This is a genomic window from Streptomyces sp. NBC_00122 (assembly GCF_045160845.1).
Lineage (GTDB): Bacteria > Actinomycetota > Actinomycetes > Streptomycetales > Streptomycetaceae > Streptomyces.
Window position 1 is genome coordinate 827,109 of record NZ_CP108191.1, and the last position, 26,329, is coordinate 853,437.

Below are 26,329 nucleotides of genomic sequence, written 5' to 3' on the forward strand. Positions count from 1 at the left end.
AGGCTTACCTTAGCGAGGAGGACGTAATGTCTCGACCACATGGGATCCCCCTGCCCAGTGCGCGCCGCAGTTCGGATTCCAACGAAACGGAATCCGCTTGCGCCGACGATAAGCAAGGTCAGCCGCGTCCCAGGGAAGGCGTTCGGCAGCTCACCGGAGCCGAACGCGTACGAACCCTCGTAGAGTCCAACGCCTCAGTATCCCTCACGCTCCCCGGTGCTTGTGACCAGGACGAGCTCGGGACAGGGGCGCCGGCCGCACGGACCGTCACCCCGGACGGGGACGTGATTCTCCTTGTTTCCGGGGAATCCGCGGCTGCCAGGGCAGCCGCTCACGCCCAGGACGACGACCTCACCGCCGTGATCGAGATCACGGATGTGGCGCCGGTGTCCGTGCAGCATCGTATCCGAGGCCGCGCCTGGCTGGCCGGGTGGCTGACCCCGGTGCGCGGCGACGACCGCGCGGCCTGCGCGGCGCTGCTCGCGGAGCGCCATCCGGTGGGTGAGCTGCTGGGACTGGCCGAGGCCCGCTGGAGGCTGCTCCGCCTGGAGGTCGGCGAGATCTCGGTGGACGATCTGTGGGGCGCCGAGCACGTGGACCCGGAGGACCTGGCCGCGGCGGAGCCGGACCCGATGGTCGCCCACGAGGCGGAACTCCTCCAGCACCTGCACTCCGCCCACGGCGACCGGATCGGCGAACTGTGCGGGCTGCTGGGTCCGCGGGAGGCGCGGGACATGGCGGCCGTCCCGCTCTCCCTGGACCGCCTGGGCCTGCGCGTGCGCTTCACGGGCGGCGCGGCCGGCTCCTTCGACGCCCGTTTCGACTTCCCCGAGCCGGTCGCGGACATCTGCGACCTGCGCCGTGCGATGCACACCCTGTTCACGGCGGCGGGCCACTAGGGCCCGTCGCCGCCCCGCCGGCACGCTCACGCGCCGCGCAGCCGCTCCCGGACCTTCTCCACGACGTCCGCGTAGCGGGCCTCCGCTCCGTACCGCGTCGGCTCGTAGTACCGCTTCCCGTGGATCTCGTCGGGCGCGTACTGCTGGGCCGCGATGGCCCCCGGCACGTCGTGCGGGTACACGTACCCCTGCGCGTGCCCCAGCTTGGCCGCGCCCTTGTAGTGCCCGTCCCGCAGGTGCGGCGGGACCGAGCCCGCCAGCCCGGCCCGGACGTCGGCCAGCGCCGCGCCGATCGCGGTCGTGGCGGTGTTCGACTTCGGGGCCAGCGCCAGCGCGATCGTGGCGTGCGAAAGGGTCAGCGCGGCCTCCGGGAAGCCGATCATCGCCACCGCCTGGGCCGCGGCGACCGCGAGCGGCAGGGCCGTCGGGTCCGCCAGGCCGATGTCCTCGCTCGCCGAGATCATCAGGCGCCGCGCGATGAACCGGGGGTCCTCCCCCGCGTCGATCATCCGGGCCAGATAGTGCAGCGCCGCGTCCACGTCCGAGCCGCGGATCGACTTGATCAGCGCGCTCGCCACGTCGTAGTGCTGGTCGCCGTCCCGGTCGTACCGGACGGCGGCCCGGTCGACCGCCTCCTCCACCGTCTGGAGGGTGATCTCGTCCTCGCCCTTGGCGATGGCCGACCCGGCCCCCGCCTCCAGCGCCGTCAGCGCCCGCCGGGCGTCGCCCCCGGCGATCCGCAGCAGGTGCGCCTCGGCGTCCGCCGGCAGGGTCACCGCCCCGCCGAGCCCCCGCTCCTCCTCCAGCGCCCTGCGCATCAGCGCGCTCAGGTCGCCGTCCGTCAGCGGCTCCAGCGTCAGCAGCAGCGAGCGCGAGAGCAGCGGGGAGATGATCGAGAAGTACGGGTTCTCCGTGGTCGCGGCGATCAGCGTCACCCAGCGGTTCTCGACGGCCGGGAGCAGCGAGTCCTGCTGCGCCTTGCTGAAGCGGTGGATCTCGTCGAGGAAGAGGACGGTGTCCTTGCCGTAGCCGCCGGCGGCGCGTTTCGCGCCCTCGATGACCGCCCGTACCTCTTTGACTCCCGCCGTGATGGCAGACAGCTCCACGAACCGCTTCCGGGTGGCCTGGCTCACCACGTACGCCAGCGTGGTCTTCCCGATGCCCGGCGGGCCCCAGAGGATCACCGAGGAGGCTCCGGCCGGACCGCCCGCGCCCTCCCCGACCAGCCGCCGCAGCGGTGATCCGGGCTTCAGCAGGTGCTGCTGGCCGACGACCTCGTCCAGGGTGCGCGGGCGCATCCGGACGGCGAGCGGAGAGCTCGCGGGATCCTTCTCCTGGCGGTCTTCGGCGGCGGCGGTGAACAGGTCTGGTTCCACACCGAAAGCCTATGCGAGCCCACCGACAGTCCTTACGAGGTCCAGAAGTCCCACCAGCGCGTCAGGATCAGCATGCCGATGATCCCGATGTGCAGCACCGGGAGCACCCAGGTGAACTCGTCGAAGAAGCTCTTCAGCCAGCCCGGCGCGGGCAGCAGCCCCTGGCGCACGTTGTGCGAGGTGACGTACCAGAACATCACGATCGTGGCGACCCAGGCCAGGCAGCACCACAGGCAGAGCGAGTTGATGTTGTACAGCGACTGGTACATCAGCCAGGCGCAGAAGACGACGCCGAAGAGGGTGCCCGCGTTGAAAGTCAGCCAGTACCAGCGGCTGAACCGCGCCCCGGCCAGCATGCTCATGCCGACGCAGATCACGATGCCGTAGGCGACCAGACCGAGCATCGGGTTCGGGAAGCCGAAGACGGCCGCCTGCTCGCTCTTCATGATGTTGCCGCAGGAGACGATCGGGTTCAGGCTGCAGCCCGGCGTGAAGTTCGGGTCCTCCAGCAGCTTGAACTTGTCGATCGTGATCACCCAGGCGGCGAGCAGGCCCGCGGCGCCCGTGATCACCAGCAGCCAGGCCAGCGCCCGGCTCCCCCCGAAGGTGGTCCTCGGGGCGGTGTCCGCGTCCGTAGGTCGTGTCGTCATACCGCCCACTCCACATCTGCAAGGTCGACAAGCACCGGCCATTGTGCCGTACGTGACTGTGTGTCCACCGTTCGACGGACATAAGTACGTACGCGAGGGGGGACCGGCGGCGCGGATTCCGGCGGAGCATTCGAGGCATGACACAGAACGCGGTGGAAGTACGGGGGCTTCGCAAGCAGTACGGCGAGGTCGCCGCGGTCGACGGACTGGACCTGACGATCCGCCCGGGCGAGGTCTTCGGCCTCCTCGGGCCCAACGGAGCGGGCAAGAGCACCACGGTGGAGATACTCCAGGGCCACCGTGAGCGGGACGGCGGTGAGGTCCGCGTCCTGGGCGCGGACCCGGCGACGGCCGGACGGGCCTGGCGCTCACGCGTCGGGATCGTCTGGCAGGACGAGTCGGCGCCCGCCGAACTGACGGTACGGGAGACGGTCGAGCACTTCGCCCGTTACTACCCGGCCCCGCGCGACCCGGCGGAGGTCATCGCGCTGGTCGGCCTGGAACACAAGCGCGACCAGCGGGTGAAGGGCCTCTCCGGCGGCCAGCGGCGCCGCCTCGACGTGGCGCTCGGGGTCATCGGCGGTCCGGAACTCCTCCTGCTCGACGAGCCGACCACCGGCTTCGACCCGGCTGCCCGCCGCCAGTTCTGGGACCTGATCCGGCTGCTGGCCGACGGGGGCACGACCATCGTGCTCACCACGCACTACTTGGAGGAGGCCGAGGCCCTCGCCGACCGCCTCGCGATCGTGGCACGCGGCCGGATCGTCGCCGAGGGCGAACCGGCCGGTCTGCGCGCCCGGTTCGGCACCGGCGCCACCGTCGAGTGGACCGACCCCGACGGCACCCCGCGCGAGATCCGGACCGAGACCCCCACCCGTACCGCCCGGGAGCTGATGGTCCGCTTCGACGGCGAGATCCCGGGCCTGAAGATCACCCGCCCCACCCTGGAGGACGTGTACCTGCGCCTCACGGGCCAGCTCACCCAGCCCGAGCCGCAGCCGGAGGAAGCACGATGACCACCAACGCCACCGCCACCGACACCGACACCACTGTCACGCGGGCGGCGAAGGCCCTGCCCGGAGCCTGGGCCCTCGGACTGAGCCGCGGCGCGCTGGAGATCAAGCAGTTCGTCCGCCAGCGCGACGCGGTGATCTTCACCTTCGCCTTCCCCGTCGTCTTCCTCGCCCTCTTCGCCTCGATCTTCGGAGAAGCCGTCGAGGGCACCGGGATCACCGCCTCCCAGCTCTACGCGGCGGGCATGGTCGCGGCGGGCATCATGTCCACCAGCTTCCAGTCGCTCGGCATCTCCATCGCCGTCGAACGGGACGAGAAGGTGCTGCGCCGTCTGCGCGGCACCCCGATGCCCCCCGCCGCCTACTTCCTCGGCAAGGTCTGGATGGTGCTCGTCACCGGACTCGCCGAGACCGCGGTCCTGCTCCTCGTCGGCTCCACCCTCTTCGGCCTGGACCTGCCGTCCTCCGCCTCCAAGTGGCTCACCTTCGCGTGGATCTTCGCGCTCGGCCTGACGGGCTGCGCCCTGCTCGGCATCGCCATCAGCAGCCTGCCCAAGTCCGGCAAGAGCGCCAGTTCCGTGGTCGTCCTGCCCTTCCTGATCCTCCAGTTCATCTCGGGTGTGTTCATCCCGGTCCACCAGATCCCCGACTGGCTGCTGAACATCGGGGCGCTGTTCCCGCTCAAGTGGATGTGCCAGGGTCTGCGCGGGGTGTTCCTGCCCGAGTCCGCCGCCGTCCTCGAACAGGCCGGCGGCTGGGAGTACGGGAAGACGGCGCTCGTGCTGGGGGCCTGGGTTGCCGGAGGATTGGTGCTGTGTCTGCTGACCTTCAAGTGGAAGAGCCGGCGCGACGGTTGAGCGGCTTCGTGAAGACGGCCGGAGCGCGCGAGTCCCACGTGTGGGACCGTGCGTTCCTGCCGTGGGACCTGTATGTCGGGGTCGTGTGGCTGGCGACCGTGGCCCTCGTACTCGGCGCCGAATTCCCTTCACTGCCCTACCGGATCCCCGCTGTCGCCCTGCTCGCCCTGCTGATCCCCTGGTACGCGTGGGCCGGGCGGCCGCTGCTCCTGCTGGAGCCGAATGCCGAACCCCGCCGCGCCGCCCGCTACCTGGGCGTGACCCTCGTTCTCTTCCTGCTGGCCGCGTCACTGGTCGGCGAGACCCGGCTGATCACCTTCGCGCTCGCCCCGCACTTCTTCATGCTGGTGCCTCTTCGCCGGGCGGTCGCCGCGATGGCGGTGCTGTCCCTGGCGCCGGTGGCCGGTTGGGCGCTGCTGTGGCGGCCCGACGGGCATCAGCTCTTCCTCGGGGCCGTGGCCGCCGTGACCACCTTCGCCTTTTCCGCCTTCCTCGGCGCCTGGACCACCCGGATCATCCAGCAGAGCGTGAACCGGGCCGGGCTGATCGCCGAACTCGACGCCAGCCGCGAGGAGGTGGCCCGGCTCTCCGCCGAACGCGGCGCCCTCGCCGAAAGGGAACGCATGTCCCGCGAGATCCACGACACCCTCGCGCAGGGCTTCACCAGCCTGCTGATGCTGGTGCAGGCGGTGCAGTCCGAGCTGGACACGGATCCGGCCGAGGCCCACCGCCACCTGGAGCTGATGGCGGTGACCGCCCGGCAGAACCTGGCCGAGGCCCGGGCCCTGGTGTCCGGCGGGGCGCCCGCCGACCTGGACGCGGGTTCGCTGCCGGACGCGGTACGCCGTCTCGCGGCACGGCACGACCCGCCCGCGGCCGTCACGGTGACCGGGGACGTCCGGCCGCTGCCGCCGGCGCTGGAGGTGGTGGCACTGCGCACCTGCCAGGAGTCCCTGGCGAACGCGGCCAAGCACGCGGGTCCCCGGGCCGCCGCCGCGCTGTCCCTCGCCTACGGTGAGGCGGAGTTGACGGTCTCTGTCCGGGACTCCGGCCGGGGCTTCGATCCGGCGGCCCCCTCCCCCGGCTACGGCCTGCGGGGGCTGCGCGCCCGTGCGGCGGAGGCCGGCGGGACCGCGTCGGTCGACAGCGCGGTGTCCGGGGGCACCACCGTCACCGTCACCCTGCCGATCCGCTGAGGAGCCGTACGACATGATCCGCATCCTGCTGGCCGACGACCACCCGGTGGTACGGGAGGGCCTGCGCGGCATGCTCAGCGCCGAGCCGGACCTGGAGGTCGTCGCGGAGGCCGCCAACGGTCCGCAGGCCGAAGCCCTGGCCGCGCGGCTGGTGCCCGCCCTGGACCTGATCCTGATGGACCTGCGGATGCCCGGCGGCGACGGGGTGGAGTCCATCGCCCGCATCACCGCGGCCGGGCTGCCGGTCCGGGTGGTGGTGCTGACCACGTACGAGAACGACCGCGACATCCTGCGCGCGGTGGAGGCGGGCGCGGCGGGCTACCTGCTGAAGGACATGGCCCGTGCGGAACTGGCGGAGGCGGTCCGCGCGGCCGTCCGCGGCGAGACCGTCCTGGCCCCGTCGGTCGCGGGCCGCCTGGTCGACCACCTGCGCACCCGCCCGGAGCGGCCGCACCTGTCGGAGCGCGAGGTATCGGTCCTGCGCCTGGTCGCGGAGGGCGCGACGAACGCGGAGATCGGCCGCCGCCTGTTCGTGGCGGAGTCCACGGTCAAGACCCACCTGCTGCGGGCCTTCGCGAAGCTGGAGGTCGCGGACCGCACGGCGGCGGTGACGACGGCCATGCGGCACGGCCTGCTGTGACGCGGGCGGCCGCGGTCCGGGGGAGCTCCCCGGGCCGCGGCCGCCCGCGTACGCGTATCAGGCCAGGCGGGCCTGGACGGTGGCGACGATCTCGGCCACGGGCACGGCCATCTGGTCGCCGGACTCCATGTCCTTCAGCTGCACGACGCCCTCGGCGAGGTCCCGCTCCCCCGCCACGACGGTCAGCACGGCACCGGAGCGGTTCGCGTTCTTCATGTGGCTCTTGAGACCCTTCGAGCCGTACGAGAAGTCCGCCGCCACACCTGTCCTCCGCAGCTCGGTGACCGCGGCGAAGAGCACCTTGCGCGCCTCGTCGCTCAGCGCCACCGCGAAGACGCTGGTGGCCGCCGGAATATCGAGCTCGACGCCTTCGGCCTCCAGGGCCAGCACCGTGCGGTCCACGCCCAGGGCCCACCCGACCGAGGGAAGCGCCGGGCCGCCGATCATCTCGGACAGACCGTCGTAGCGGCCGCCGCCGCCGACCGCGGACTGCGAACCCAGACCGTCGTGGACGAACTCGAAGGTGGTGCGGGTGTAGTAGTCGAGCCCGCGCACCAGCTTCTCGTCGTCCTCGAATGCCACGCCCGCAGCCGTGATCAGCTCACGGACCTCGGAGTGGTACGCCTTGCACGCGTCACACAGGAAGTCCCGCAGCATCGGCGCGCCCACCAGCTGCTTCTGAACGGACTCCCGCTTGTCGTCGAGCACCCGCAGGGGATTGATCTCGGCCCGGCGCAGGGTCTCCTCGTCCAGGTCCAGACCCCGCAGGAATCCCTGGAGCGCCTCCCGGTAGACGGGACGGCACTCCTGATCGCCCAGCGAGTTCAGCAGGATGCGGAAGTTGCGCAGGCCCAGCGAGCGGTACGCCTGGTCGGCCAGGATGATCAGTTCGGCGTCCAGCGCCGGGTCCTCGGCGCCGATGGCCTCGGCCCCGACCTGCGAGAAGTGGCGGTAGCGGCCCTTCTGCGGGCGCTCGTAGCGGTAGTACGAGCCGGAGTACCAGAGCTTGACCGGCAGGCCGCCGGCCTTGTGCAGATTCGCCTCCAGCGCGGCGCGCAGCACGGAGGCGGTGCCCTCCGGACGAAGCGCCAGATTGGCGCCGCCCTTGGTCGTGAGGGTGTACATCTCCTTGGTCACGATGTCGGTGGACTCGCCGACTCCGCGGGCGAAGAGGTCCACGTCCTCGAAGCCGGGCGTCTCGACGTATCCGTAGCCGGACGTGCGCAGCGGGCCGGAGATGGCCTCGCGGACGGCCAGGTACTTCGCCGAGTACGGCGGGATCAGGTCGTACGTGCCCTTGGGGGCCTTGAAGGTGCTCACGAAGCTCTCGTCACATTCCTCGTCGTGGGGCGGGAGCGGCGCCCCTGGCGTCCGCTCCCAGGCCGGCGGCGACCTCCCGCAGGTACGGGTTGGTCGCGCGCTCGCGGCCGATGGTGGTCTGGGGACCGTGGCCGGACAGCACCACGGTCGAGTCGTCGAGCGGCAGGCACACGCGGCCCAGCGACTCGAGGATCTCGGCGTGGGAGCCGCCGGGCAGGTCGGTGCGTCCGATGGAGCCGGCGAAGAGCAGGTCGCCCGAGAAGAAGACCGGCGGGATGTCGGCCAGCTCGGGCATCCGGAAGGTCACCGACCCCTTGGTATGCCCCGGCGCGTGCGCCACGGAGAAGTCCATTCCGGCCAGTTTCAAGCCGGCGCCGTCGGTCAGCTCACGGACGTCGTCCGGCTCGCCCACGGTCAGTTCGCCCATGAGCGGCATCCCGATCGAGCGGCCCAGCGCCTTCTCCGGGTCGCTCATCATGTAGCGGTCCTCGGGGTGGATCCAGGCCGGTACGTCGTGTGCTCCGCACACCGGGACCACCGAGGCCACATGATCGATGTGGCCATGGGTCAGCACGACCGCGACGGGCTTGAGCCGATGCTTCTTCAGCGTCTCCTCGACGCCCTGGGCGGCTTGGTGGCCCGGGTCGATGATGACGCACTCCTCACCGGCGGCGGGGGCGACCACGTAACAGTTGGTCCCCCAGGCCCCGGCGGGGAACCCGGCAATCAGCACGTTCGTCCTCAATCGTCGTCCGGCGGGAGCTGCAGTTCGGAATGCTGCTGCTCAGAGCCTACCGGCGCCCCTCATTACACAGCGAACCCATATACGGTACGGCCTAACCCAGCCCGGACAGCAGTACCAGACACGTACAAGGAGACGACCCGGTGGTCACGAGCGATCAGCGGCGGCGACAGCTCGCCAGGGAGAAGTACGAGCGCCAGCAGAAGCGCCGGGCAGAGGCCCGTCGCAAGGCGCGCCAGCGCACGGCGATCATCGGCGCGGCGGTGGCCGTGGTCGTCGCGACGCTGGTCGGCCTCATCGTGGGCGGCGTCTTCGACAAGGACAAGAAGGACCAGGCAGCGAACCCGGCGGCGAGCCCCTCGGCCGCGCCGACGCCCAAGCAGTCCCCCTCGCCCGAGATGGCCATCGACCAGAAGGCGAAGTACACCTTCGCCCTGAAGACCAGCGCGGGCGACATCAGCTTCGCGATGGACGCGGCGAAGACCCCGCAGACCGTGAACTCCTTCAAGTCGCTCGCCGACAAGGGCTACTTCGACAACACGAAGTGCCACCGGCTGACGAGCGGCGGGATCTTCGTGCTCCAGTGCGGTGACCCCGAGGGCACCGGCATGGGCGGCCCCGGCTACACGATTCCGGACGAGAACCTGGACTCCCTCGGCAAGGCGAACGACCAGGGCCAGGTGATCTACCCGGCCGGCACGGTCGCGATGGCCAACACCGGCCAGCCCGGCTCCGGCGGCAGCCAGTTCTTCCTGGTCTACAAGGACAGCCCGCTGGCGCCGTCGTACACCCCGTTCGGCAAGATCGACGCCGCCGGCCTGAAGGTCCTGGAGGAGATCGCCAAGGCCGGCACGGCCGACGGCGGCCAGGACGGCGCCCCGAAGAAGGAAGTCAAGATCGAGAAGGGCACCGTCACCCAGAACTGACCGGAAGCAGGCCAACCCCGGGCCCGGGCCCCGCGTCCCGCGCGTACGTCGATATTCCGTCGTGCGGGATGCGGACAGGCGGCCCGGCGGTCGCCTATGTTGGCGTTGTGCAGGGCGGGCGCTGCCCGCCCCAGGAAACTGTGGACGATGCCCAGGGGGTGAACCCCTCGCAAGGCATCAGGTGGAGGAGGCGCTGTGAGCAGCGACCCGTGGGGCCGAGTCGACGAGACGGGCACCGTGTACGTGCGTACTGCCGATGGCGAGCAGGTCGTCGGATCGTGGCAGGCCGGCACCCCTGAGGAGGCCCTGGCCTATTTCGAGCGCAAGTACGAGGGCCTGGTGGTCGAGATCGGCCTCCTCGAAAAGCGGGTGCGGACCACCGATCTGTCCGCCAAGGACGCGCAGACGGCGATCGACCACCTGCGCACGCAGGTCGACGAGCACCATGCCGTGGGCGACCTGGACGCTCTTCGCGTACGGCTGGACAAGCTGGTCGCGACGGTGGAGTCGCGGCGCGAGGAGCGCAAGGCGCAGAAGGCCAAGCAGACGGACGAGGCCCGCGCGGCCAAGGACGCCCTGGTCGTCGAGGCCGAGGAACTGGCGCAGAGCGACCAGTGGCGCAGTGCCGGCGAGCGGCTGCGCGCCCTGGTGGACATCTGGAAGGGTCTGCCGCGGCTGGACCGCAAGTCGGACGACGAGCTGTGGCACCGCTTCTCGCACGCCCGCTCCGCCTTCTCCAAGCGCCGCAAGGCGCACTTCGCCTCGCTGGACGCGCAGCGCGAGGATGCCCGCAAGGTCAAGGAGAAGCTGGTCGCGGAGGCCGAGTCGCTGTCGAAGTCGACCGACTGGGGTCCGACGGCCGCCCGCTACCGCGAGCTGATGGCGGACTGGAAGGCGGCGGGCCGGGCGCAGCGCGAGTCCGAGGACGATCTGTGGAACCGTTTCCGCGGGGCCCAGGACGTGTTCTTCGCGGCGCGCAGCGAGGTGTTCGCGGAGCGCGACGCCGAGCAGGTGGAGAACCTGAAGCTGAAGGAGGAGCTGGCCGTCGAGGCCGAGAAGCTCGTCCCGATCACCGACCTGAAGGCGGCCCGTGCCGCGTTCCGCTCCCTCAACGAGCGCTGGGAGGCCATCGGCCACGTGCCGCGGGACGCCCGGCCGAAGGTCGAGGGCCGGATGCACGCGGTGGAGCGGGCCATCCAGGAGGCCGAGGAGGGCGAGTGGCGTCGTACGAACCCGGAGGCGCGGGCGCGTGCGGCCGGTCTGACGGGCCAGCTCCAGGCGGCGGTCGACAAGCTGCGTGAGCAGATCGACGCGGCGCGCGCGGCGGGCAACAACGCGAAGGCCGACAAGCTGTCCCGGGAGCTGGAGGGCCGCCAGGCCCTGCTGGACCAGGCGCTGAAGGGCCTGGAGGAGTTCGGCGGCTGACAGGGCCCCTTACGCCGTAGGACATGACGGTGGGCGCCACCCCCTCGGGGTGGCGCCCACCGTCATGTCAGGGCTCGGGCGGCTACGGCCGGCGGGCCGAGGTGACGCGGTAGACGTCGTACACGCCCTCCACACCCCGAACGGCCTTCAGGACGTGCCCCAGGTGCTTGGGGTCGCCCATCTCGAAGGTGAAGCGGGAGGTGGCCACCCGGTCGCGCGAGGTCTGGACGGCCGCCGAGAGGATGTTCACGTGCTGGTCCGACAGGACCCGGGTGACGTCGGACAGCAGCCGGGACCGGTCCAGCGCCTCGACCTGGATGGCGACCAGGAAGACGGAGGACTGGGTGGGGGCCCATTCGACCTCCAGCATCCGCTCGGGCTCCTGGGAGAGGGAGTCCACGTTGACGCAGTCGGCCCGGTGAACCGATACGCCGCTGCCGCGCGTGACGAACCCGACGATCGGGTCGCCGGGGACCGGGGTGCAGCAGCGGGCCAGCTTGACCCACACGTCGTCGACGCCCTTGACGACCACGCCCGGGTCGGCGTTCTTGCGGCGCGTGCCCCGGGTCCGGGAGGGCGGGACGCTCTCCTCGATGTCCTCGTTGGCCGCTTCCTCGCCGCCGAGGGCCTGCACCAGCTTCTGCACGACGCCCTGCGCGGCCACGTGGCCCTCGCCGATCGCCGCGTACAGGGAGGAGATGTCGGGGTAGCGCATCTCGTGCGCGAGGGTGACGAGCGAGTCGCCGGTGAGGATGCGCTGGATCGGCAGGTTCTGCTTGCGCATGGCCCGCGCGATGGCGTCCTTGCCGTGCTCGATGGCCTCCTCGCGGCGCTCCTTGGAGAACCAGGCGCGGATCTTGTTGCGGGCCCGCGGGGACTTGACGAAGCCCAGCCAGTCGCGCGAGGGTCCCGCGCCCTCGGCCTTGGAGGTGAAGACCTCGACGAGGTCGCCGTTGTCCAGGGTCGATTCGAGCGGGACGAGGCGGCCGTTGACGCGGGCGCCTATGGTCCGGTGGCCGACCTCGGTGTGGACGGCGTAAGCGAAGTCCACGGGGGTGGCTCCGGCGGGCAGCGCTATCACGTCGCCCTTGGGGGTGAAGACGAAGACCTCGTTGCGGGAGAGGTCGAAGCGCAGCGAGTCGAGGAACTCGCCCGGGTCCTCGGTCTCCTTCTGCCAGTCCAGCAGCTGGCGCAGCCAGGCCATGTCGTTGACCGTGTCCTGGCCGGCGCTGCCCTTGGCGGCCTGCGGGACGTCGGTGCGGACCTTGGAGGTGCCGGCGACGGTCTGCTGCTTGTACTTCCAGTGCGCGGCGATGCCGTACTCGGCGCGGCGGTGCATGTCGAAGGTGCGGATCTGGAGTTCGACCGGCTTGCCGCTGGGTCCGATGACCGTCGTGTGGAGCGACTGGTACATGTTGAACTTGGGCATCGCGATGTAGTCCTTGAACCGGCCGGGGACCGGGTTCCAGCGCGCGTGCACGGTGCCGAGGGCGGCGTAGCAGTCCCGTACGGTGTCCACCAGCACCCGGATGCCGACCAGGTCGTAGATCTCCGCGAAGTCACGGCCGCGGACGATCATCTTCTGGTAGACGCTGTAGTAGTGCTTCGGACGGCCCGTCACGGTGGCCTTGATCCGGGCGGCTCTGAGGTCGACCATCACCTCGTCCGTGACGACGGCGAGGTACTCGTCGCGCTTGGGCGCCCGCTCGGCGACCAGACGGACGATCTCGTCGTACATCTTCGGGTAGAGGATCGCGAAGGAGAGGTCTTCGAGCTCCCACTTGATGGTGTTCATGCCCAGCCGGTGCGCCAGCGGGGCGTAGATCTCAAGGGTCTCGCGGGCCTTCTTCTCCTGCTTCTCCCGCTTGAGGTAGCGCATGGTGCGCATGTTGTGCAGGCGGTCGGCGAGCTTGATGACCAGGACGCGCGGGTCCTTGGCCATGGCGACGACCATCTTGCGGACGGTCTCGGCCTGCGCGGCCTCGCCGAACTTGACCCGGTCGAGCTTGGTGACGCCGTCGACGAGGAGGGCCACGGCGTCGCCGAAGTCGCGGCGCAGGTCTTCGAGGCCGTACTCGGTGTCCTCGACGGTGTCGTGGAGCAGGCCGGCCATCAGGGTGGCCGGGTCCATGCCGAGCTCGGCGAGGATCGTGGTCACCGCGAGCGGGTGGGTGATGTACGGGTCGCCGCTCTTGCGCTTCTGGCCGCGGTGCCAGCGTTCGGCGACCTGGTAGGCCTGCTCCAGCTGGCGCAGCGTCGCCGTCTCGATCTTCGGATCGTTGCTGCGGACTATGCGGAGCAGGGGCTCCAGGACCGGGTTGTACGCGGTGGAACGCTGGACGCCGAGGCGGGCGAGCCGGGCGCGCACCCGGTTGGAGGACCCGGCCGACTTCGCCGACGCGGGCTTGACCGGCGGGGCCGGCGGGGGCGTGGCGGCGGGCGCCGCGGCCTGCTCGGCCTGCGGGTCGGGCTGCGCGGCGGAGAGTGGCTGGACCTCGTCTGGCAAGAGCGCTCCTCACGGGGGTCCCCCCAGACGGAGTCTGGGGGAGGGTCCGGTGCCCGTGTCCGGTCCGGATAACCCATCGTAGCGAGGGTTGCGCCCCGTCGTTCCCCCGAGCCTCGGCCTGGACCGGTCCGGCGCCGCTCCGCTGCCGGGGGCCGGCCCCCGGCGGCGGGGCCGCACGCGAAAGCGGCGGGTACCCGGGGTGTCCCGGATACCCGCCGCTTGCGGCATGCAGGTGGTCAGACCACGATCAGCGCGTCCAGCGGGGCCGCCGCGAGCGCATCGGCCAGCTTGGCCCGCCCGGGCAGGAACGACAGTTCCATCAGGACCGCCACCCCGGCGACCTCGGCCCCGGCCCGCCGGATCAGCGAGAGCGAGGCTTCGGCGGTGCCGCCGGTGGCCAGCACGTCGTCGATGACCATGACCCGGTCACCGGCCGCCAGATCCTCCGCGTGGACCTCGATCTCCGCGGTCCCGTACTCCAGCTCGTAGGACTGCGCCAGCGTCGCGCCCGGCAGCTTGCCGGCCTTGCGCACCGGCACGAAGCCGATCCCGGCCGCCACGGCCACGGGGGCCGCCAGGATGAACCCGCGCGCCTCCAGCCCGACGATCTTCGTCGCGCCGTACCGCCCGGCCAGCTCCACCAGCACGCCCGTCAGCGCGGCGAACGCCTCCGGGTCCGCCAGCAGCGGGGTGATGTCCTTGAACATCACGCCCGGCTTCGGGTAGTCCGGTACGTCCTTGATCCGGCTGAGCAGCAGCTCGCGTACGTCCTCGGAGAGCAGCCCGGTCACCGGCGCCGCCCCGCGCGGCCCTGCGCCACGACCTGCGGCCCGCCGTCGGACTCGTAGCCCTCGTCCGCGGACTCGCCCTTGGCCGCCGCGGCCGCCCGCTTGGCGAGCACCCGCTTCTTCAGGGCCTTCATCGCCGGCTCGCGCTCCTTGAGGTCCACGACCAGCGGGGTCGCGATGAAGATCGAGGAGTACGCACCGGCCGCGAGGCCGACGAACAGCGACAGCGAGATGTCGTTCAGCATGCCGGCGCCCAGGAAGCCGCCGCCGATGAACAGCAGGGCCCCGACCGGCAGCAGCGCCACGACCGTGGTGTTGATCGAACGGACCAGCGTGCCGTTGATGCTGCGGTTGGCGATCTCGCTGTACGTGTAGCGGGTCTGCTTCGTGATGTCCTTCGAGCCCTCCTTCAGACCGTCGAAGACGACGACGGTGTCGTAGAGGGAGTAACCGAGGATCGTCAGCAGACCGATGACCGTACCCGGGGTGACCTCGAAGCCGACCAGCGCGTACACGCCGACGGTGATCGTGAGGTCGTGGATCAGGGCGATCAGTGCCGCGACCGCCATCCGCCACTCGAAGGCGATGGCGAGGTAGATCACGACGAGGACCATGAAGATGCCGAGGCCGGTCCAGGCCTTGTTCGCGATCTGCTCACCCCAGCTGGGGCCGACCAGGTCCGCGTTGATGTCCGCCTCGGTGACCTTGAGGTCGGTGGCGAGCTGCTTCTTCACGTCGGTCGCGGAGTCGGTGTCCAGACCCGAGATCTGGATGCGCAGCCCGCCGGTGCCGAGCTCCTGGACGATCGCGTCGTGGCCCGAGGCCTTCTCCGCCTCCTCGGTCGCCTTGGCGACGGAGACGGCCGTCTTCGGGGTGGTGAAGACGGCACCGCCCTTGAACTCGATGCCCATGTTGAGGCCCTGAACGGCCAGGGCCACGATCGCCGTGATGGTGATCAGGACGGAAACGCCGTACCAGAGAAAGCGCTTGCCGACGAAGTCGTATCCGACCTCACCCTTGTACAGCTTGGCGCCGAGGTCTCCCAGCTTCGACATCTCTCACGCCTCCTTTGCGTCGACGGGGGCGGGGGCGGAACCGGTACGACGGGACCGGCGCAGCGGGGGCTTGACGCCGAGCCGCTTCGGGTCCAGCCCGGACCACGGGTGACCGCTGGCGAAGAACTTCGTGCGCGCCAGCAGCGTCATGACGGGCTTGGTGAAGAGGAACACCACGACCACGTCGAGCAGGGTGGTCAGACCCAGCGTGAAGGCGAAGCCCTTCACCTTGCCGACGGTGACGATGAACAGCACCGCGGCGGCCAGGAACGACACGAAGTCGGAGACCAGGATGGTGCGCCGGGCACGCGGCCAGGCGCGCTCGACGGCCGGCCGCAGGGTGCGGCCCTCGCGGATCTCGTCCCGGATGCGTTCGAAGTACACGATGAACGAGTCCGCCGTGATGCCGATCGCCACGATCGCACCGCAGACGGCGGGCAGGTTCAGCGCGAAACCGATGCCCTTGCCGAGCAGCGCCATGATCGTGTAGGTGAGGATCGCGGAGACTAGGAGGCTGATGATGGCGACGAACGCCAGGCCCCGGTAGTACACCAGCAGGTAGACCACCACGAGGAGCAGGCCGATGGCGCCGGCGATCAGACCGGCCTTCAGCTGCTCGCCGCCGAGCGCGGCGGTGACGGTGGTGACGCTGTCCTCGCTGAAGGAGAGCGGCAGGGCGCCGTACGAGAGCATGTTGCCCAGGTCCTGAGCGGACTGCTGGGTGAAGCCGCCGGAGATCTCGGCGTTGCCGCCGGTCAGCGCCTGGCTCACGGACGGGTCGGAGATGACCTGGCCGTCGAGCACGATCGCGAACTGGTTCTGCGGCGCCTGCTTGGTGGCCAGCTCGCCGGTGATCTTGGCGAACTTGTCGGCGCCCTTGTCGGTGAACTGCATCGTGACGATCCAGGCACCGCGCTGGGGGTCGATGATCCCCTTGGCGTCCTTGACGTCCTGGCCGTTGACCTGGGCCGGGCCGAGGATCCACTTGCCCCAGGCGGTACCGCGCTGGCCACAGGCGACGATCGGGTCCTCGGGCTTGGCGCCCTTGCCGGCGGCCGCGCGCTGCTCCTCGTTGGTGCAGTCCAGCTTCGCGAAGCTGTCCTGCAGGGTCTTGGCGGCCTGCTCGTCGGCGGACGGCGGCGTGGCCGGCGCGGAGCCCGAGGGGGTCGGGGCGGCCTTGTCGTCTGCCTTCTTCGACTCGCTCGCCGAAGGCGAGGGAGAGGGGGCGTTCGGGGCCTTGAGGGCCTCGCTGAGCGCACGGCCCTGGGAAGTGGCGCTGGACGACGGGGTGGCCGACGGGGAGGACTTGCCGTCCGCGGCCTTGGGAGCGCCGGAGCCGCTCGCGGAGGGGCTCGGGCTCTGGGTGCCCTCGGGGGCGGCCGGGGAGCCGTCGGCGAAGGCGAGGACCGGGCGGAAGTACAGCTGGGCGGTGGTACCGACCTGCTCGCGCGCCTGCTTCTCGTTCGTCCCCGTGGGGATGTTCACGATGATGTGGTCGCGGCCCTGCGTCTGGACCTCGGCCTCCGAGACGCCGAGACCGTTGACGCGGCGCTCGATGATGCCGACCGCCGTGTTCATGTTGGTCTCGTTGATCGCGTCCGGCTTGCCGGGCTCGCTCTTGGCCCTGAGCGTGATGCTCGTACCGCCGGCGAGGTCGATGCCGAGCCGGGGAGTCGTCTGCTTCGAGAGGAACATCCCCGCGGTGAGCGCCACCATCGCGATCAGGATGATCGCCAGGGCGCGCCCCGGCCTCCCCTGAGCCCCCGTGGGCCGCCGGCCCTTCTTCGGTGCTGCCACCTTGTCGTTTCTCCCTGTCCAACCGCCCCGCGCCGGGTCAGCGCGCGGACGGCCACGAAATGTGTGGTGGGGACCCCTGCCCCCCGCAGAAGTGGGTCACTGACCGGGACCGCGACGGCCGCCGATCAGGCGCCCTCGCGGTCCCCGGCCCGCGCGCTACTTCGCGCCGGCCTCGCCGTCGGTCTTGCCGTCCTTGGGCTCGTCGTCGCCCTTGGGCTCCTCGTCCTTCTTGCCCAGGTCGAGCTTGGGAGCCTCGGCCTCGTCCTCGTCCTTCGTGAGGTCCGCCTTCGGGGCCTCGGTCAGGGAGGAGGCGTCGTCCGGGACGACCGGCGCGTCGTGCTCCGCCTCGTCGCCGGTGCCGTGGACGATGCGGTTGTACTCCGCGTCCTCCAGGACGGCGCCGATGGCGTTCTTCGCGTAGATCGCGTGGACGCCGGGAGCCACCTCAAGAGTGACGGTGTCGTCACCGATCTCCTTCACCGTGGCGTACATGCCGCCGATGGTGCGGACCCCGGTGCCGGGCGTCATGTGGTCGCGCATCTGCGCGGCCTGGGACTGCTTCTTCTTGGCGGAGCGGGTCATCAGGACCATCGCCCCGATGAGCACGATGAACGGGAGGAATGTCACGAGATTCACGGGACGGAGATCCTTCGCACGACCGCACGCGGACGGCGGCCTTTTCTACGGGGGTGGGCATACCGACCTGAAGGGTCGGCATCGGCGGAGTCTAGGCGAGTCCGCACCGATGGAACAACGCCCAGCATGGCACCGCAGTTCCTGAGGGGTCGAACCTCCGCGCCGTCAGGCCCCGAACAAGCCCTGTTGTCCGCTTGATCCACTCCCGTGCTGCTGCGGCGGTACGAGTCCCAGGTGAGCCCAGGCGGCAGGGGTCGCCACGCGTCCCCTGGGGGTGCGCGCGAGCAGCCCCTCGCGGACGAGGAAGGGCTCCGCGACCTCCTCCACGGTCTCCCGCTCCTCGCCGACGGCGACGGCGAGGGTGGACAGGCCGACGGGCCCGCCGCCGAAGAGCTTGAGCAGCGCTTCCAGGACGGCCCGGTCCAGCCGGTCGAGCCCGCGCCCGTCCACCTCGTAGACCTGGAGGGCGGTACCGGCCACCTCGCGGTCGATCACGCCGTCGGCCCGGACCTGCGCGTAGTCGCGGACGCGGCGCAGGAGGCGGTTGGCGATGCGCGGGGTGCCGCGGGAGCGGCCGGCGATCTCGGCGGCGCCGGCGGTGTCGATCTCGACGTCGAGGAGGCGGGCGGAGCGGTGGATGACGCGCTCCAGCTCCTCGGGGGCGTAGAACTCCATGTGCCCGGTGAAGCCGAAGCGGTCGCGCAGCGGGGGCGGCAGCAGTCCGGCCCGGGTCGTCGCCCCGACGAGGGTGAAGGGCGGCAGTTCGAGCGGGATCGCGGTCGCGCCGGGCCCCTTGCCGACGATCACGTCGACGCGGAAGTCCTCCATGGCCATGTAGAGCATCTCCTCGGCCGGCCGCGACATGCGGTGGATCTCGTCGAGGAAGAGGACCTCGCCCTCCTGGAGGGAGGAGAGGATGGCCGCGAGGTCGCCGGCGTGCTGGATGGCGGGGCCGGAGGTGATGCGGATGGGCGCGCCCATCTCGGCCGCGATGATCATCGACAGGGTGGTCTTGCCGAGGCCGGGGGCGCCGGAGAGCAGGACGTGGTCGGCGGTGGCGCCGCGCTGGCGGGCCGCCTTGAGGACGAGGTCCAGCTGCTGGCGGACCTTCTCCTGGCCGACGAACTCGCCGAGGTCCTTGGGGCGCAGGGCCGCCTCGACGGCGGTGTCCTCGCCGTCGGCGGCGGCCGCCACCAGCCGCTCGGTCTCGGCGTCGGTCTCGTCGTCCCAGTTCACGGTGTCAGTCTGCCTTCTCGGTATGCACGGTGGGTCTGTGGTGTGCGGCCGGATCCAGCCCTCCGGCGTTTGGGGAGCGGGGCCGGGGGCGGAGCCCCGGGAGCGGGGCCGCAGGTCAGCGGGCGCGGTTCAGGGACTGCAGGGCCGCGCGCAGGAGCTGCGGCACCGGGGCCGACCCGCCCGCGGCGATGGCGGCCTCGGCCTGCGGCGTCACCGCCAAGACGGCTTCCTCCGCCTCTCGCGAGGCATAGCCGAGGCCGATCAGCGCGGCGCTGAGCTGCTCGGTCCAGGGGGCGGGTCCGGACGCGGCGGCCCGCTGGGAGCCGACCACCGGGGCGGGGGCGCCCAGCTTGCCCTTCAGCTCCAGCAGGAGCTTCTGCGCGCCCTTTGGCCCGATCCCCGGCACCGCCGTCAGCGCCTTCGCGTCCCCCGAGGCGAAAGCCGCCCGCAGGGCGTCCGGGCTGTGCACCCCGAGCATCGCCTGTGCCACCCGCGGTCCGACCCCGCTCGCCGTCTGCAGCAGTTCGAATACCTGCCGCTCGTCGTCGTCGGCGAAGCCGTACAGCGTGAGCGAGTCCTCCCGTACGACCAGGGAGGTGGCCAGCCGGGCGTGCTCGCCGATCCGCAGGCCGGAGACGGTGTTCGGCGTGCACTGGACGGCCATGCCCACTCCCCCGACCTCGATCACGGCCAGGTTGGGGGCGAGCGCGGCGACCGGGCCGCTGACGAAGGCGATCATCGGGTACGGCCTTTCGAGCCAGAGGCGTGCAGGGCGACCGCCTGCTGGAGGCGGTTCTGGGCGGGGGCCCGCCAGATGTGGCAGATGGCCAGGGCGAGCGCGTCGGCGGCGTCGGCCGGCTTCGGCGGTGCGTCCAGCCGGAGCAGCCGCGTCACCATGGCGCCGACCTGGGCCTTGTCGGCCCGGCCGCTGCCGGTGACGGCGGCCTTGACCTCACTCGGCGTGTGCAGGGCGACCGGTATCCCGCGCCGTGCGGCGCAGAGCATGGCGACGGCGCTCGCCTGGGCGGTGCCCATCACGGTGCGGACGTTGTGCTGGCTGAACACCCGCTCCACCGCGACGACTTCGGGCCGGTGGGTGTCGAGCCATTCCTCGATGCCCTGCTCGACGGCGACGAGCCGACGGCCCAACTCGGCGTCCGCGGGCGTCCGTACGACGCCCACACCGAGCATGGTCAGGGGACGACCGGCGACACCCTCGACGACGCCGACGCCGCACCGCGTCAGCCCCGGGTCCACACCGAGAACTCGCACCCTGCCCCCTGCCGTTCGACCATCTGTCCGTGCAGGCTATCCGGCCCCACCGACATCGGCACAAAGCGACGGCGGGCCGCCGGGGTGTGTCCCCGTCGGCCCGCCGTTCGAAAGGTGAGCGGTCGCCCGCCGGTCAGGCGTCGACCTTCTCCATGACCTCGTCCGAGACGTCGAAGTTGGCGAAGACGTTCTGCACGTCGTCGCTGTCCTCCAGCGCGTCGATCAGCTTGAAGATCTTGCGCGCGCCCTCTTCGTCCAGCTCGACCTGCATCGAGGGGACGAAGCTGGCCTCGGCCGAGTCGTAGTCGATACCGGCGTCCTGGAGAGCGGTACGGACCGCGACCAGGTCGGTGGCCTCGCTGATGATCTCGAACGTGTCGCCGTTGTCGTTGACCTCTTCGGCACCGGCCTCGAGCACCGCACCGAGCACGTCGTCCTCGGACAGCTCGCCCTTGGGCAGGATGATGACGCCCTTGCGGTTGAACAGGTACGAGACCGAGCCCGGGTCGGCCATCGAGCCGCCGTTGCGGGTCATGGCGACCCGCACGTCGGACGCGGCGCGGTTGCGGTTGTCGGTGAGGCACTCGATGAGCACCGCGACACCGTTGGGACCGTAGCCCTCGTACATGATCGTCTCGTAGTCGGCACCGCCGGCCTCAAGGCCACCGCCGCGCTTGACCGCGGAGTCGATGTTCTTGTTCGGGACCGAGCTCTTCTTGGCCTTCTGAACGGCGTCGAAGAGCGTCGGGTTGCCGTCGATGTCAGCGCCGCCCATACGGGCCGCGACCTCGATGTTCTTGATCAGCTTCGCGAAGAGCTTGCCGCGCTTGGCATCGATCACGGCCTTCTTGTGCTTCGTCGTAGCCCATTTAGAGTGGCCGGACATCCGCCTGTCTCCTTCGCGTAACCAACAGTGTTCGTCTCCGATCCTACCGGGACCCGGTTACAGCCCCGCGCGCACCATGTCGACGAAGTACGCGTGGACTCGGTCGTCGCCGGTCAGTTCGGGGTGGAACGAGGTGGCGAGGACGTTGCCCTGGCGCACGGCGACCGTGTGGCCGTCGTACGTGGCGAGCACCTCGGCGGCGCCGCCGACGGACTCGACCCACGGCGCGCGGATGAAGACGCCCTCGACCGGGCCGTCCGCTATGCCGGCGAAATCGATCTTCGCCTCGAAGGATTCGTTCTGGCGGCCGAAGGCGTTGCGGCGGACGATCATGTCGATGCCGCCCAGGGTCTCCTGGTCCTCACGGCCGTCGAGCAGCTTGTCGGCCAGCATGATCATGCCGGCGCAGGTGCCGTAGACGGGCATGCCGGCGCGCACGCGCTCGCGCAGCGGCTCCAGCATGCCGAACAGCACGGCGAGCTTCGACATGGTCGTGGACTCGCCGCCGGGGATCACCAGGGCGTCGACCTCGGCGAGCTCCTCGGGACGCCGGACCGGCCTGGCCACGGCGTCCGCCGCGGCCAGGGCGATCAGGTGCTCCCGTACGTCGCCCTGGAGGGCCAGGACTCCGATGATGGGGGTGGTCATGGTGACTACCAGCCGCGGTTTGCGTAGCGCTCGGCCTCGGGGAGGGTGTCGCAGTTGATGCCGACCATGGCCTCGCCCAGGTTGCGGGAGGCGTCCGCGATGATCTTCGGGTCATCGTAGAAGGTGGTGGCCTTCACGATGGCGGCGGCGCGCTTGGCCGGGTCGCCGGACTTGAAGATGCCGGAGCCGACGAAGACACCCTCGGCGCCGAGCTGGCGCATCAGGGCGGCGTCGGCCGGGGTGGCGACGCCACCGGCGGAGAACAGGACGACGGGGAGCTTGCCGAGCTCGGCAACCTCCTTGACGAGCTCGTACGGGGCGCGCAGCTCCTTGGCGGCGGCGTACAGCTCGTTGTTGTCGAAGCCGCGCAGCTTGGCGATCTCGTTCTTGATCTGGCGCAGGTGGCGGACGGCCTCGACGACGTTGCCGGTGCCGGCCTCGCCCTTGGAGCGGATCATGGCCGCACCCTCGGCGATGCGGCGCAGGGCCTCGCCCAGGTTGGTGGCGCCACAGACGAAGGGGGTGGTGAACGCCCACTTGTCGGAGTGGTTGACCTCGTCGGCCGGGGTCAGGACCTCGGACTCGTCGATGTAGTCGACGCCGAGGGACTGCAGGACCTGGGCCTCGACGAAGTGCCCGATGCGGGACTTGGCCATGACGGGGATCGAGACGGCCTCGATGATCTCTTCGATCATGTTCGGGTCGGACATGCGGGCGACCCCGCCGTCCTTGCGGATGTCGGCCGGGACCCGCTCCAGGGCCATGACGGCCACGGCGCCGGCGTCCTCAGCGATCTTCGCCTGCTCGGCGTTGACCACGTCCATGATCACGCCGCCCTTGAGCTGCTCGGCCATGCCGCGCTTGACGCGCGAGGTGCCGATGGCCGACTCGGCGGACTGGGGGGAGGTGGGAAGCGTGCTCACGGATTGACCTCACTCGAAAGGAACTCGAACGGAAGACGGGGCCTACTGGACTACTCGGCCGAGGAAACCCCACCGACCAGTCCACAACAAGGGCCAATGTGGAGCCTGTGGCCTCTTCACTTGTCCCCTGCGGCCCTACCGGCTGTCTATACAGGCCGCTCCGCCAGATCCGCCGGAGGCTCGTCGTCCATTTCGAAGGCGAGCGGGAAGGGGGCGTGCCCGGCCAGCCGGAACCAGCGGACCTTGCGGTGCCTGCGCAGGGCGCGGGCGGCCCGGACGGCGTCGTTGTGGAACCTCCGCGCCATGGGCACCCGGCGAACGGCCGCGGCCAGGTCCTCGGTGGCCTCCGCCCCGCCCGGAGCGGCCTTCAGCACCTCGACCTGGTCGGCGTCGAAGACGGCCCGCAGCGCCTGGCTGAGCTCGCTCTCGGCGACCTCGCGGTGCTCCTCCTCGGCCTGCCGGGCGCCGTGCGCGGCCTCGTAGAGGACCAGGGAGGACGCGGGGTCGAGCACCCCGGAGGTGGCCACCTCCAGCACCACGGAGGCCCGCCGCACGAGCTGCGCGTCGAGCGCGGCCCGCGCGGCGTCCATCCGCGAGTGCAGCCGGTCCAGCCGGCCGGCGGTCCAGCTGAGGTAGACCCCGATGACACCGAGAGCCAGGGCAATCCAGACAAGGGTTTCGATCACGGGCCGCGACTCTACCGGCCTGTCAGGAGGACAAGTCCCGCGAGAACCCCAGGCGGGTACGGAGCGGGACGCGTTCGTCCGTGGCGACCGCCGCCGCGCCGTCCGTGACCGTCTCGTAGACCGCCAGGATGTCCGCGCCGACCGTGGACCAGTCGAAGCGCCGCACGTGCGCCGAGCCGCGCGCGCTGAGCTCCTCCCGGCGGGCCGGGTCCCGCAGCAGGGCGATCGCCCCGGCGGCGAGCGCGTCCGGGTTCTCGTTCGTGAAGAGGTCGCCGGCGCCGCCCTGGTCCAGGACCTGCGCGAAGGCGTCCAGGTCCGACGCCAGGACCGCCGCGCCCGCCGACAGGGCCTCGACGAGGATGATGCCGAAGCTCTCCCCGCCCGTGTTCGGGGCGACGTACACGTCGACGCTGCGCAGCAGCCGCGCCTTGTCCTCGTCCGAGACCATGCCGAGGAACTCCACCCGGGAGCGCAGCTCCGCGGGCAGCGTGGCCACCGCCTCCTCCTCGTCGCCGCGGCCCGCGACGAGCAGCCTTACGTCCGGGCAGGCCTCCACGATCCGCGGGAAGGCCGCCATCAGCACCGGCAGGCCCTTGCGCGGCTCGTCGATGCGGCCGATGAACCCGAGGGTCTGGCCGCTCCACGACGGATTCGGCTCGGCCTTGGCGAAGAAGTCCACGTCGACGCCGTTCGGGATCACCACCGCGTCCCCGCCCAGGTGCTCCACCAGCGTGCGCCGCGCGTACTCGCTCACCGCGATCCGCGCGCTGATCTTCTCCAGAGCCGGCTGGAGGATCGGGTACGCCGCGATCATCGCCCGCGACCGCGGGTTCGAGGTGTGGAAGGTCGCCACGATCGGCCCCTGCGCCGCCCAGCAGGACAGCAGCCCCAGCGAGGGCGAGGCCGGCTCGTGGATGTGGATCACGTCGAAGGTGCCTTCGTGCAGCCAGCGCCGGACCCGGGCCGCCGACAGGAAGCCGAAGTTCAGCCGGGCCACCGAGCCGTTGTACGGCACCGGAACCGCCCGCCCCGCGGAGACCACGTACGGCGGGAGCGGGGTCTCGTCGTCCGCCGGGGCCAGGACCGACACCTCGTGGCCGAGGCGGATCAGGTGCTCCGCCAGGTCCCGGATGTGGAACTGGACGCCTCCGGGCACGTCCCACGAGTACGGGCACACGATGCCGATCTTCACTACGGGCGCTCCTCCAGGTCGTCCAGCCACAAACGCTGCAGCATGTGCCAGTCCTCCGGGTGCTCGGCGATGCCCCACGCGAAGGTGTCCGCCACGGCCTGCGTCATGGCGGTGGTCTTCTCGGTGCGCGTCCCGGTCTTCGGCACCTCCACCTCGGGGTGGATGCGGCCGTACATCTTCGGCGTGTCGCCGTAGTGCAGGGTGGCCGGCAGCAGCACGGCACCCGTCTGCTGGGCCAGCAGCGCCGGCCCGGCCGGCATCCGCGTCGTGGAGCCGAAGAAGTCCACCTCGACCCCGGAGGCCGACAGGTCCCGGTCCGCCACCAGGCAGACCAGGCCGCCCGAGCGGAGCCGGCGGGCGAGGGTCCCGAAGGCGGCTCCGCCGCTGTGCGGCAGGACCTCCATGCCCAGGCTCTCGCGGTAGGCCACGAAGCGGTCGTAGAGCGACTCGGGCTTGAGCCGCTCGGCGACCGTGGTGAACGGGACTCCGATGTGGCCTATGGCCCAGGCCCCGGCGAGGTCCCAGTTGGCGAGGTGGGGCAGGGCGACGATGACCCCGCGCCCGGAGGCGAGGGCCTCGCGCAGGAGGTGCTCGTCCGTGAATTCGACGTCCGTGCTGAACCGCTTCGGGTCCATGGTGGGCAGCCGGAAGGACTCCATCCAGTACCGCATGTACGAGCGCATGCCGGCCTTGGACAGCTCCCGCAGCCGCTCCGGCCCCGCCTCGGGCACCACGCGCGCCAGATTGGACTCCAGCCGCAGCACGCTCTTGCCGCGCCGCTTCCACGCGAAGTCCGCTATCCGGCGGCCGAGGGCCACCGCGGCCGGCTCGGGCAGCTTCTTGACCCCGGCCCAGCCGAGCCCGTACAGCCCGTCGACCAGCTTGTCCTGCGCCGCGCCCATCAGGCCGCACCGCCCTCGGCCGAGGCGGCCGCCGCGTCGGCCTCGGCCGACTCGCGACGTACGGTGACCACCCGCTGGATCAGCGTGACGAGGGAACCCACCGCCACGACCCACAGCGCGACCGGGAGCAGCACCCCGATCCAGGACGGCACACCGAAGGTCTGCAGCCCGGACAGGCCGGCCGCGACCAGTGTGATCACCAGCCGCTCGGCCCGCTCGATGAGCCCGTTGACGGCCACCGGCAGCCCGATCGACTCGCCGCGCGCCTTGGTGTACGAGACCACCTGGCCGCTGGCCAGGCAGAAGATGGCCACCGCGCACAGCGCGTTGTCGTTGCCGGAGCCCGCGTACCAGAGTGCGAGTCCGCCGAAGATCGCCGCGTCCGCCACCCGGTCCAGGGTGGAGTCGAGGAAGGCGCCCCACCGGCTGGAGACGCCGGCCTGGCGGGCCATGTTCCCGTCCACCAGGTCGGAGAAGACGAAGAGGGTGATGGTGATCGTGCCCCAGAAGAATTCCCCCCGGGGGAAGAAGACCAGCGCTCCCGCCACCACTCCGGCCGTGCCGATCAGGGTGACCGCGTCCGGGCTCACCCCCCGCCGGAGCAGAAATGCGGCGAATGGCGTGAGAACACGCGTGAAGAATGCACGCGCGTACTTGTTCAGCATGGCCTTCCCGGAGGGTCGCTGGGCCGCACGGCCACCACGGCCACCGGCTGGCCCATCGTAGCCAGCACGCCGCCCCCCGGACGCCGCGCACCC

At 71.0% G+C, this 26,329-nt stretch carries 26 protein-coding genes; 7 read left to right on the plus strand and 19 right to left on the minus strand.

Annotation, left to right across the window (positions count from 1 at the left end; translation table 11 throughout):
- The first annotated feature begins 284 nt into the window (after nucleotides 1-284).
- Nucleotides 285-899 (plus strand): DUF2470 domain-containing protein, encoded by a 615-nt coding sequence (locus OG737_RS03905; RefSeq protein ID WP_405680253.1) that lies wholly within the window; start codon nucleotides 285-287, stop codon nucleotides 897-899.
- A gap of 26 nt (nucleotides 900-925) precedes the next feature.
- Here the strand turns inward: OG737_RS03905 and OG737_RS03910 are convergent, their stop codons facing one another.
- Nucleotides 926-2,275: a replication-associated recombination protein A gene (locus OG737_RS03910; protein ID WP_328924729.1), complete on the minus strand. Its 1,350-nt coding sequence runs from the start codon at nucleotides 2,273-2,275 to the stop codon at nucleotides 926-928.
- 32 nt (nucleotides 2,276-2,307) lie between these two features.
- Nucleotides 2,308-2,925, minus strand: coding sequence for a vitamin K epoxide reductase family protein (locus OG737_RS03915; RefSeq protein WP_328924730.1), 618 nt, complete (start codon nucleotides 2,923-2,925; stop codon nucleotides 2,308-2,310).
- A 137-nt stretch (nucleotides 2,926-3,062) separates the two neighbouring features.
- Here OG737_RS03915 and OG737_RS03920 point away from each other — a divergent pair, with 137 nt between their 5' ends.
- From OG737_RS03920 to OG737_RS03935, 4 genes are read left to right on the plus strand one after another with little or no spacing between them, the layout of a single operon-like run.
- Nucleotides 3,063-3,941, plus strand: coding sequence for an ABC transporter ATP-binding protein (locus OG737_RS03920; protein ID WP_328924731.1), 879 nt, complete (start codon nucleotides 3,063-3,065; stop codon nucleotides 3,939-3,941).
- Entirely contained in the window at nucleotides 3,938-4,795 is an 858-nt protein-coding gene (locus OG737_RS03925) for an ABC transporter permease (protein ID WP_405921192.1), read from the plus strand. The genes OG737_RS03920 and OG737_RS03925 overlap by 4 nt, the downstream gene beginning before the upstream one ends.
- On the plus strand, nucleotides 4,792-5,991 hold the full coding sequence (locus OG737_RS03930; protein ID WP_328924733.1) for a sensor histidine kinase: 1,200 nt from the start codon (nucleotides 4,792-4,794) through the stop codon (nucleotides 5,989-5,991). Before OG737_RS03925 ends, OG737_RS03930 begins: the two co-directional genes overlap by 4 nt.
- Before the next feature lie 13 nt (nucleotides 5,992-6,004).
- Nucleotides 6,005-6,631, plus strand: a complete 627-nt coding sequence (locus OG737_RS03935; protein WP_328924734.1) for a response regulator transcription factor — start codon at nucleotides 6,005-6,007, stop codon at nucleotides 6,629-6,631.
- A 57-nt stretch (nucleotides 6,632-6,688) separates the two neighbouring features.
- Here the strand turns inward: OG737_RS03935 and hisS are convergent, their stop codons facing one another.
- Both hisS and OG737_RS03945 read right to left on the minus strand, forming a co-directional pair.
- On the minus strand, nucleotides 6,689-7,951 hold the full coding sequence (gene hisS, locus OG737_RS03940) for a histidine--tRNA ligase (RefSeq protein WP_328924735.1): 1,263 nt from the start codon (nucleotides 7,949-7,951) through the stop codon (nucleotides 6,689-6,691).
- A 10-nt stretch (nucleotides 7,952-7,961) separates the two neighbouring features.
- Complete coding sequence (locus OG737_RS03945) at nucleotides 7,962-8,684, minus strand: MBL fold metallo-hydrolase (protein WP_328924736.1); 723 nt, start codon at nucleotides 8,682-8,684, stop codon at nucleotides 7,962-7,964.
- A gap of 152 nt (nucleotides 8,685-8,836) precedes the next feature.
- Between OG737_RS03945 and OG737_RS03950 the strand changes: the two genes are divergently transcribed.
- Nucleotides 8,837-9,619 (plus strand): peptidylprolyl isomerase, encoded by a 783-nt coding sequence (locus OG737_RS03950; RefSeq protein WP_328924737.1) that lies wholly within the window; start codon nucleotides 8,837-8,839, stop codon nucleotides 9,617-9,619.
- 195 nt (nucleotides 9,620-9,814) lie between these two features.
- Complete coding sequence (locus tag OG737_RS03955; RefSeq protein WP_328924738.1) at nucleotides 9,815-11,044, plus strand: DUF349 domain-containing protein; 1,230 nt, start codon at nucleotides 9,815-9,817, stop codon at nucleotides 11,042-11,044.
- A gap of 82 nt (nucleotides 11,045-11,126) precedes the next feature.
- On the opposite strand, the gene OG737_RS03960 is transcribed toward OG737_RS03955, so the two are convergent.
- The 15 genes from OG737_RS03960 to pgsA all read right to left on the minus strand — a co-directional run bounded on the left by OG737_RS03960 (nucleotide 11,127) and on the right by pgsA (nucleotide 26,236).
- Nucleotides 11,127-13,550, minus strand: coding sequence for a bifunctional (p)ppGpp synthetase/guanosine-3',5'-bis(diphosphate) 3'-pyrophosphohydrolase (locus tag OG737_RS03960; protein ID WP_328924739.1), 2,424 nt, complete (start codon nucleotides 13,548-13,550; stop codon nucleotides 11,127-11,129).
- A gap of 236 nt (nucleotides 13,551-13,786) precedes the next feature.
- Nucleotides 13,787-14,332 carry an adenine phosphoribosyltransferase gene (locus tag OG737_RS03965; RefSeq protein ID WP_405681452.1) on the minus strand — a complete coding sequence of 182 codons (546 nt, stop codon included), beginning with the start codon at nucleotides 14,330-14,332 and terminating at the stop codon, nucleotides 13,787-13,789.
- A 5-nt stretch (nucleotides 14,333-14,337) separates the two neighbouring features.
- Nucleotides 14,338-15,393 (minus strand): protein translocase subunit SecF, encoded by a 1,056-nt coding sequence (gene secF / locus OG737_RS03970; protein WP_328924741.1) that lies wholly within the window; start codon nucleotides 15,391-15,393, stop codon nucleotides 14,338-14,340.
- 3 nt (nucleotides 15,394-15,396) lie between these two features.
- On the minus strand, nucleotides 15,397-17,190 hold the full coding sequence (secD, locus tag OG737_RS03975) for a protein translocase subunit SecD (RefSeq protein WP_328924742.1): 1,794 nt from the start codon (nucleotides 17,188-17,190) through the stop codon (nucleotides 15,397-15,399).
- A gap of 156 nt (nucleotides 17,191-17,346) precedes the next feature.
- Complete coding sequence (gene yajC, locus OG737_RS03980; protein WP_328924743.1) at nucleotides 17,347-17,826, minus strand: preprotein translocase subunit YajC; 480 nt, start codon at nucleotides 17,824-17,826, stop codon at nucleotides 17,347-17,349.
- 165 nt (nucleotides 17,827-17,991) lie between these two features.
- Nucleotides 17,992-19,062 (minus strand): Holliday junction branch migration DNA helicase RuvB, encoded by a 1,071-nt coding sequence (gene ruvB, locus OG737_RS03985; RefSeq protein ID WP_328924744.1) that lies wholly within the window; start codon nucleotides 19,060-19,062, stop codon nucleotides 17,992-17,994.
- Between the two features lie 115 nt (nucleotides 19,063-19,177).
- Nucleotides 19,178-19,801, minus strand: coding sequence for a Holliday junction branch migration protein RuvA (ruvA, locus tag OG737_RS03990; protein WP_405921193.1), 624 nt, complete (start codon nucleotides 19,799-19,801; stop codon nucleotides 19,178-19,180).
- Complete coding sequence (gene ruvC / locus OG737_RS03995; protein ID WP_328924746.1) at nucleotides 19,798-20,334, minus strand: crossover junction endodeoxyribonuclease RuvC; 537 nt, start codon at nucleotides 20,332-20,334, stop codon at nucleotides 19,798-19,800. Before ruvC ends, ruvA begins: the two co-directional genes overlap by 4 nt.
- A 133-nt stretch (nucleotides 20,335-20,467) precedes the next feature.
- Nucleotides 20,468-21,220 carry a YebC/PmpR family DNA-binding transcriptional regulator gene (locus tag OG737_RS04000; RefSeq protein ID WP_328924747.1) on the minus strand — a complete coding sequence of 251 codons (753 nt, stop codon included), beginning with the start codon at nucleotides 21,218-21,220 and terminating at the stop codon, nucleotides 20,468-20,470.
- Nucleotides 21,221-21,277: 57 nt separating this feature from the next.
- On the minus strand, nucleotides 21,278-21,868 hold the full coding sequence (gene pdxT / locus OG737_RS04005) for a pyridoxal 5'-phosphate synthase glutaminase subunit PdxT (RefSeq protein ID WP_328924748.1): 591 nt from the start codon (nucleotides 21,866-21,868) through the stop codon (nucleotides 21,278-21,280).
- Between the two features lie 5 nt (nucleotides 21,869-21,873).
- Nucleotides 21,874-22,791, minus strand: a complete 918-nt coding sequence (pdxS, locus tag OG737_RS04010; RefSeq protein ID WP_215018835.1) for a pyridoxal 5'-phosphate synthase lyase subunit PdxS — start codon at nucleotides 22,789-22,791, stop codon at nucleotides 21,874-21,876.
- Nucleotides 22,792-22,937: 146 nt separating this feature from the next.
- Complete coding sequence (locus OG737_RS04015) at nucleotides 22,938-23,477, minus strand: hypothetical protein (RefSeq protein ID WP_328924749.1); 540 nt, start codon at nucleotides 23,475-23,477, stop codon at nucleotides 22,938-22,940.
- A 22-nt stretch (nucleotides 23,478-23,499) separates the two neighbouring features.
- A complete protein-coding gene (locus OG737_RS04020; RefSeq protein ID WP_328924750.1) occupies nucleotides 23,500-24,669 on the minus strand; it encodes a glycosyltransferase family 4 protein in 1,170 nt (389 codons plus the stop codon).
- Nucleotides 24,669-25,571 carry a phosphatidylinositol mannoside acyltransferase gene (locus OG737_RS04025; protein WP_328924751.1) on the minus strand — a complete coding sequence of 301 codons (903 nt, stop codon included), beginning with the start codon at nucleotides 25,569-25,571 and terminating at the stop codon, nucleotides 24,669-24,671. Before OG737_RS04025 ends, OG737_RS04020 begins: the two co-directional genes overlap by 1 nt.
- The gene (pgsA, locus tag OG737_RS04030) at nucleotides 25,571-26,236 is read right to left on the minus strand and encodes a phosphatidylinositol phosphate synthase (protein ID WP_328924752.1); all 666 of its coding nucleotides are present in this window, start codon (nucleotides 26,234-26,236) and stop codon (nucleotides 25,571-25,573) included. The genes OG737_RS04025 and pgsA overlap by 1 nt, the downstream gene beginning before the upstream one ends.
- Nucleotides 26,237-26,329 lie beyond the last annotated feature (93 nt).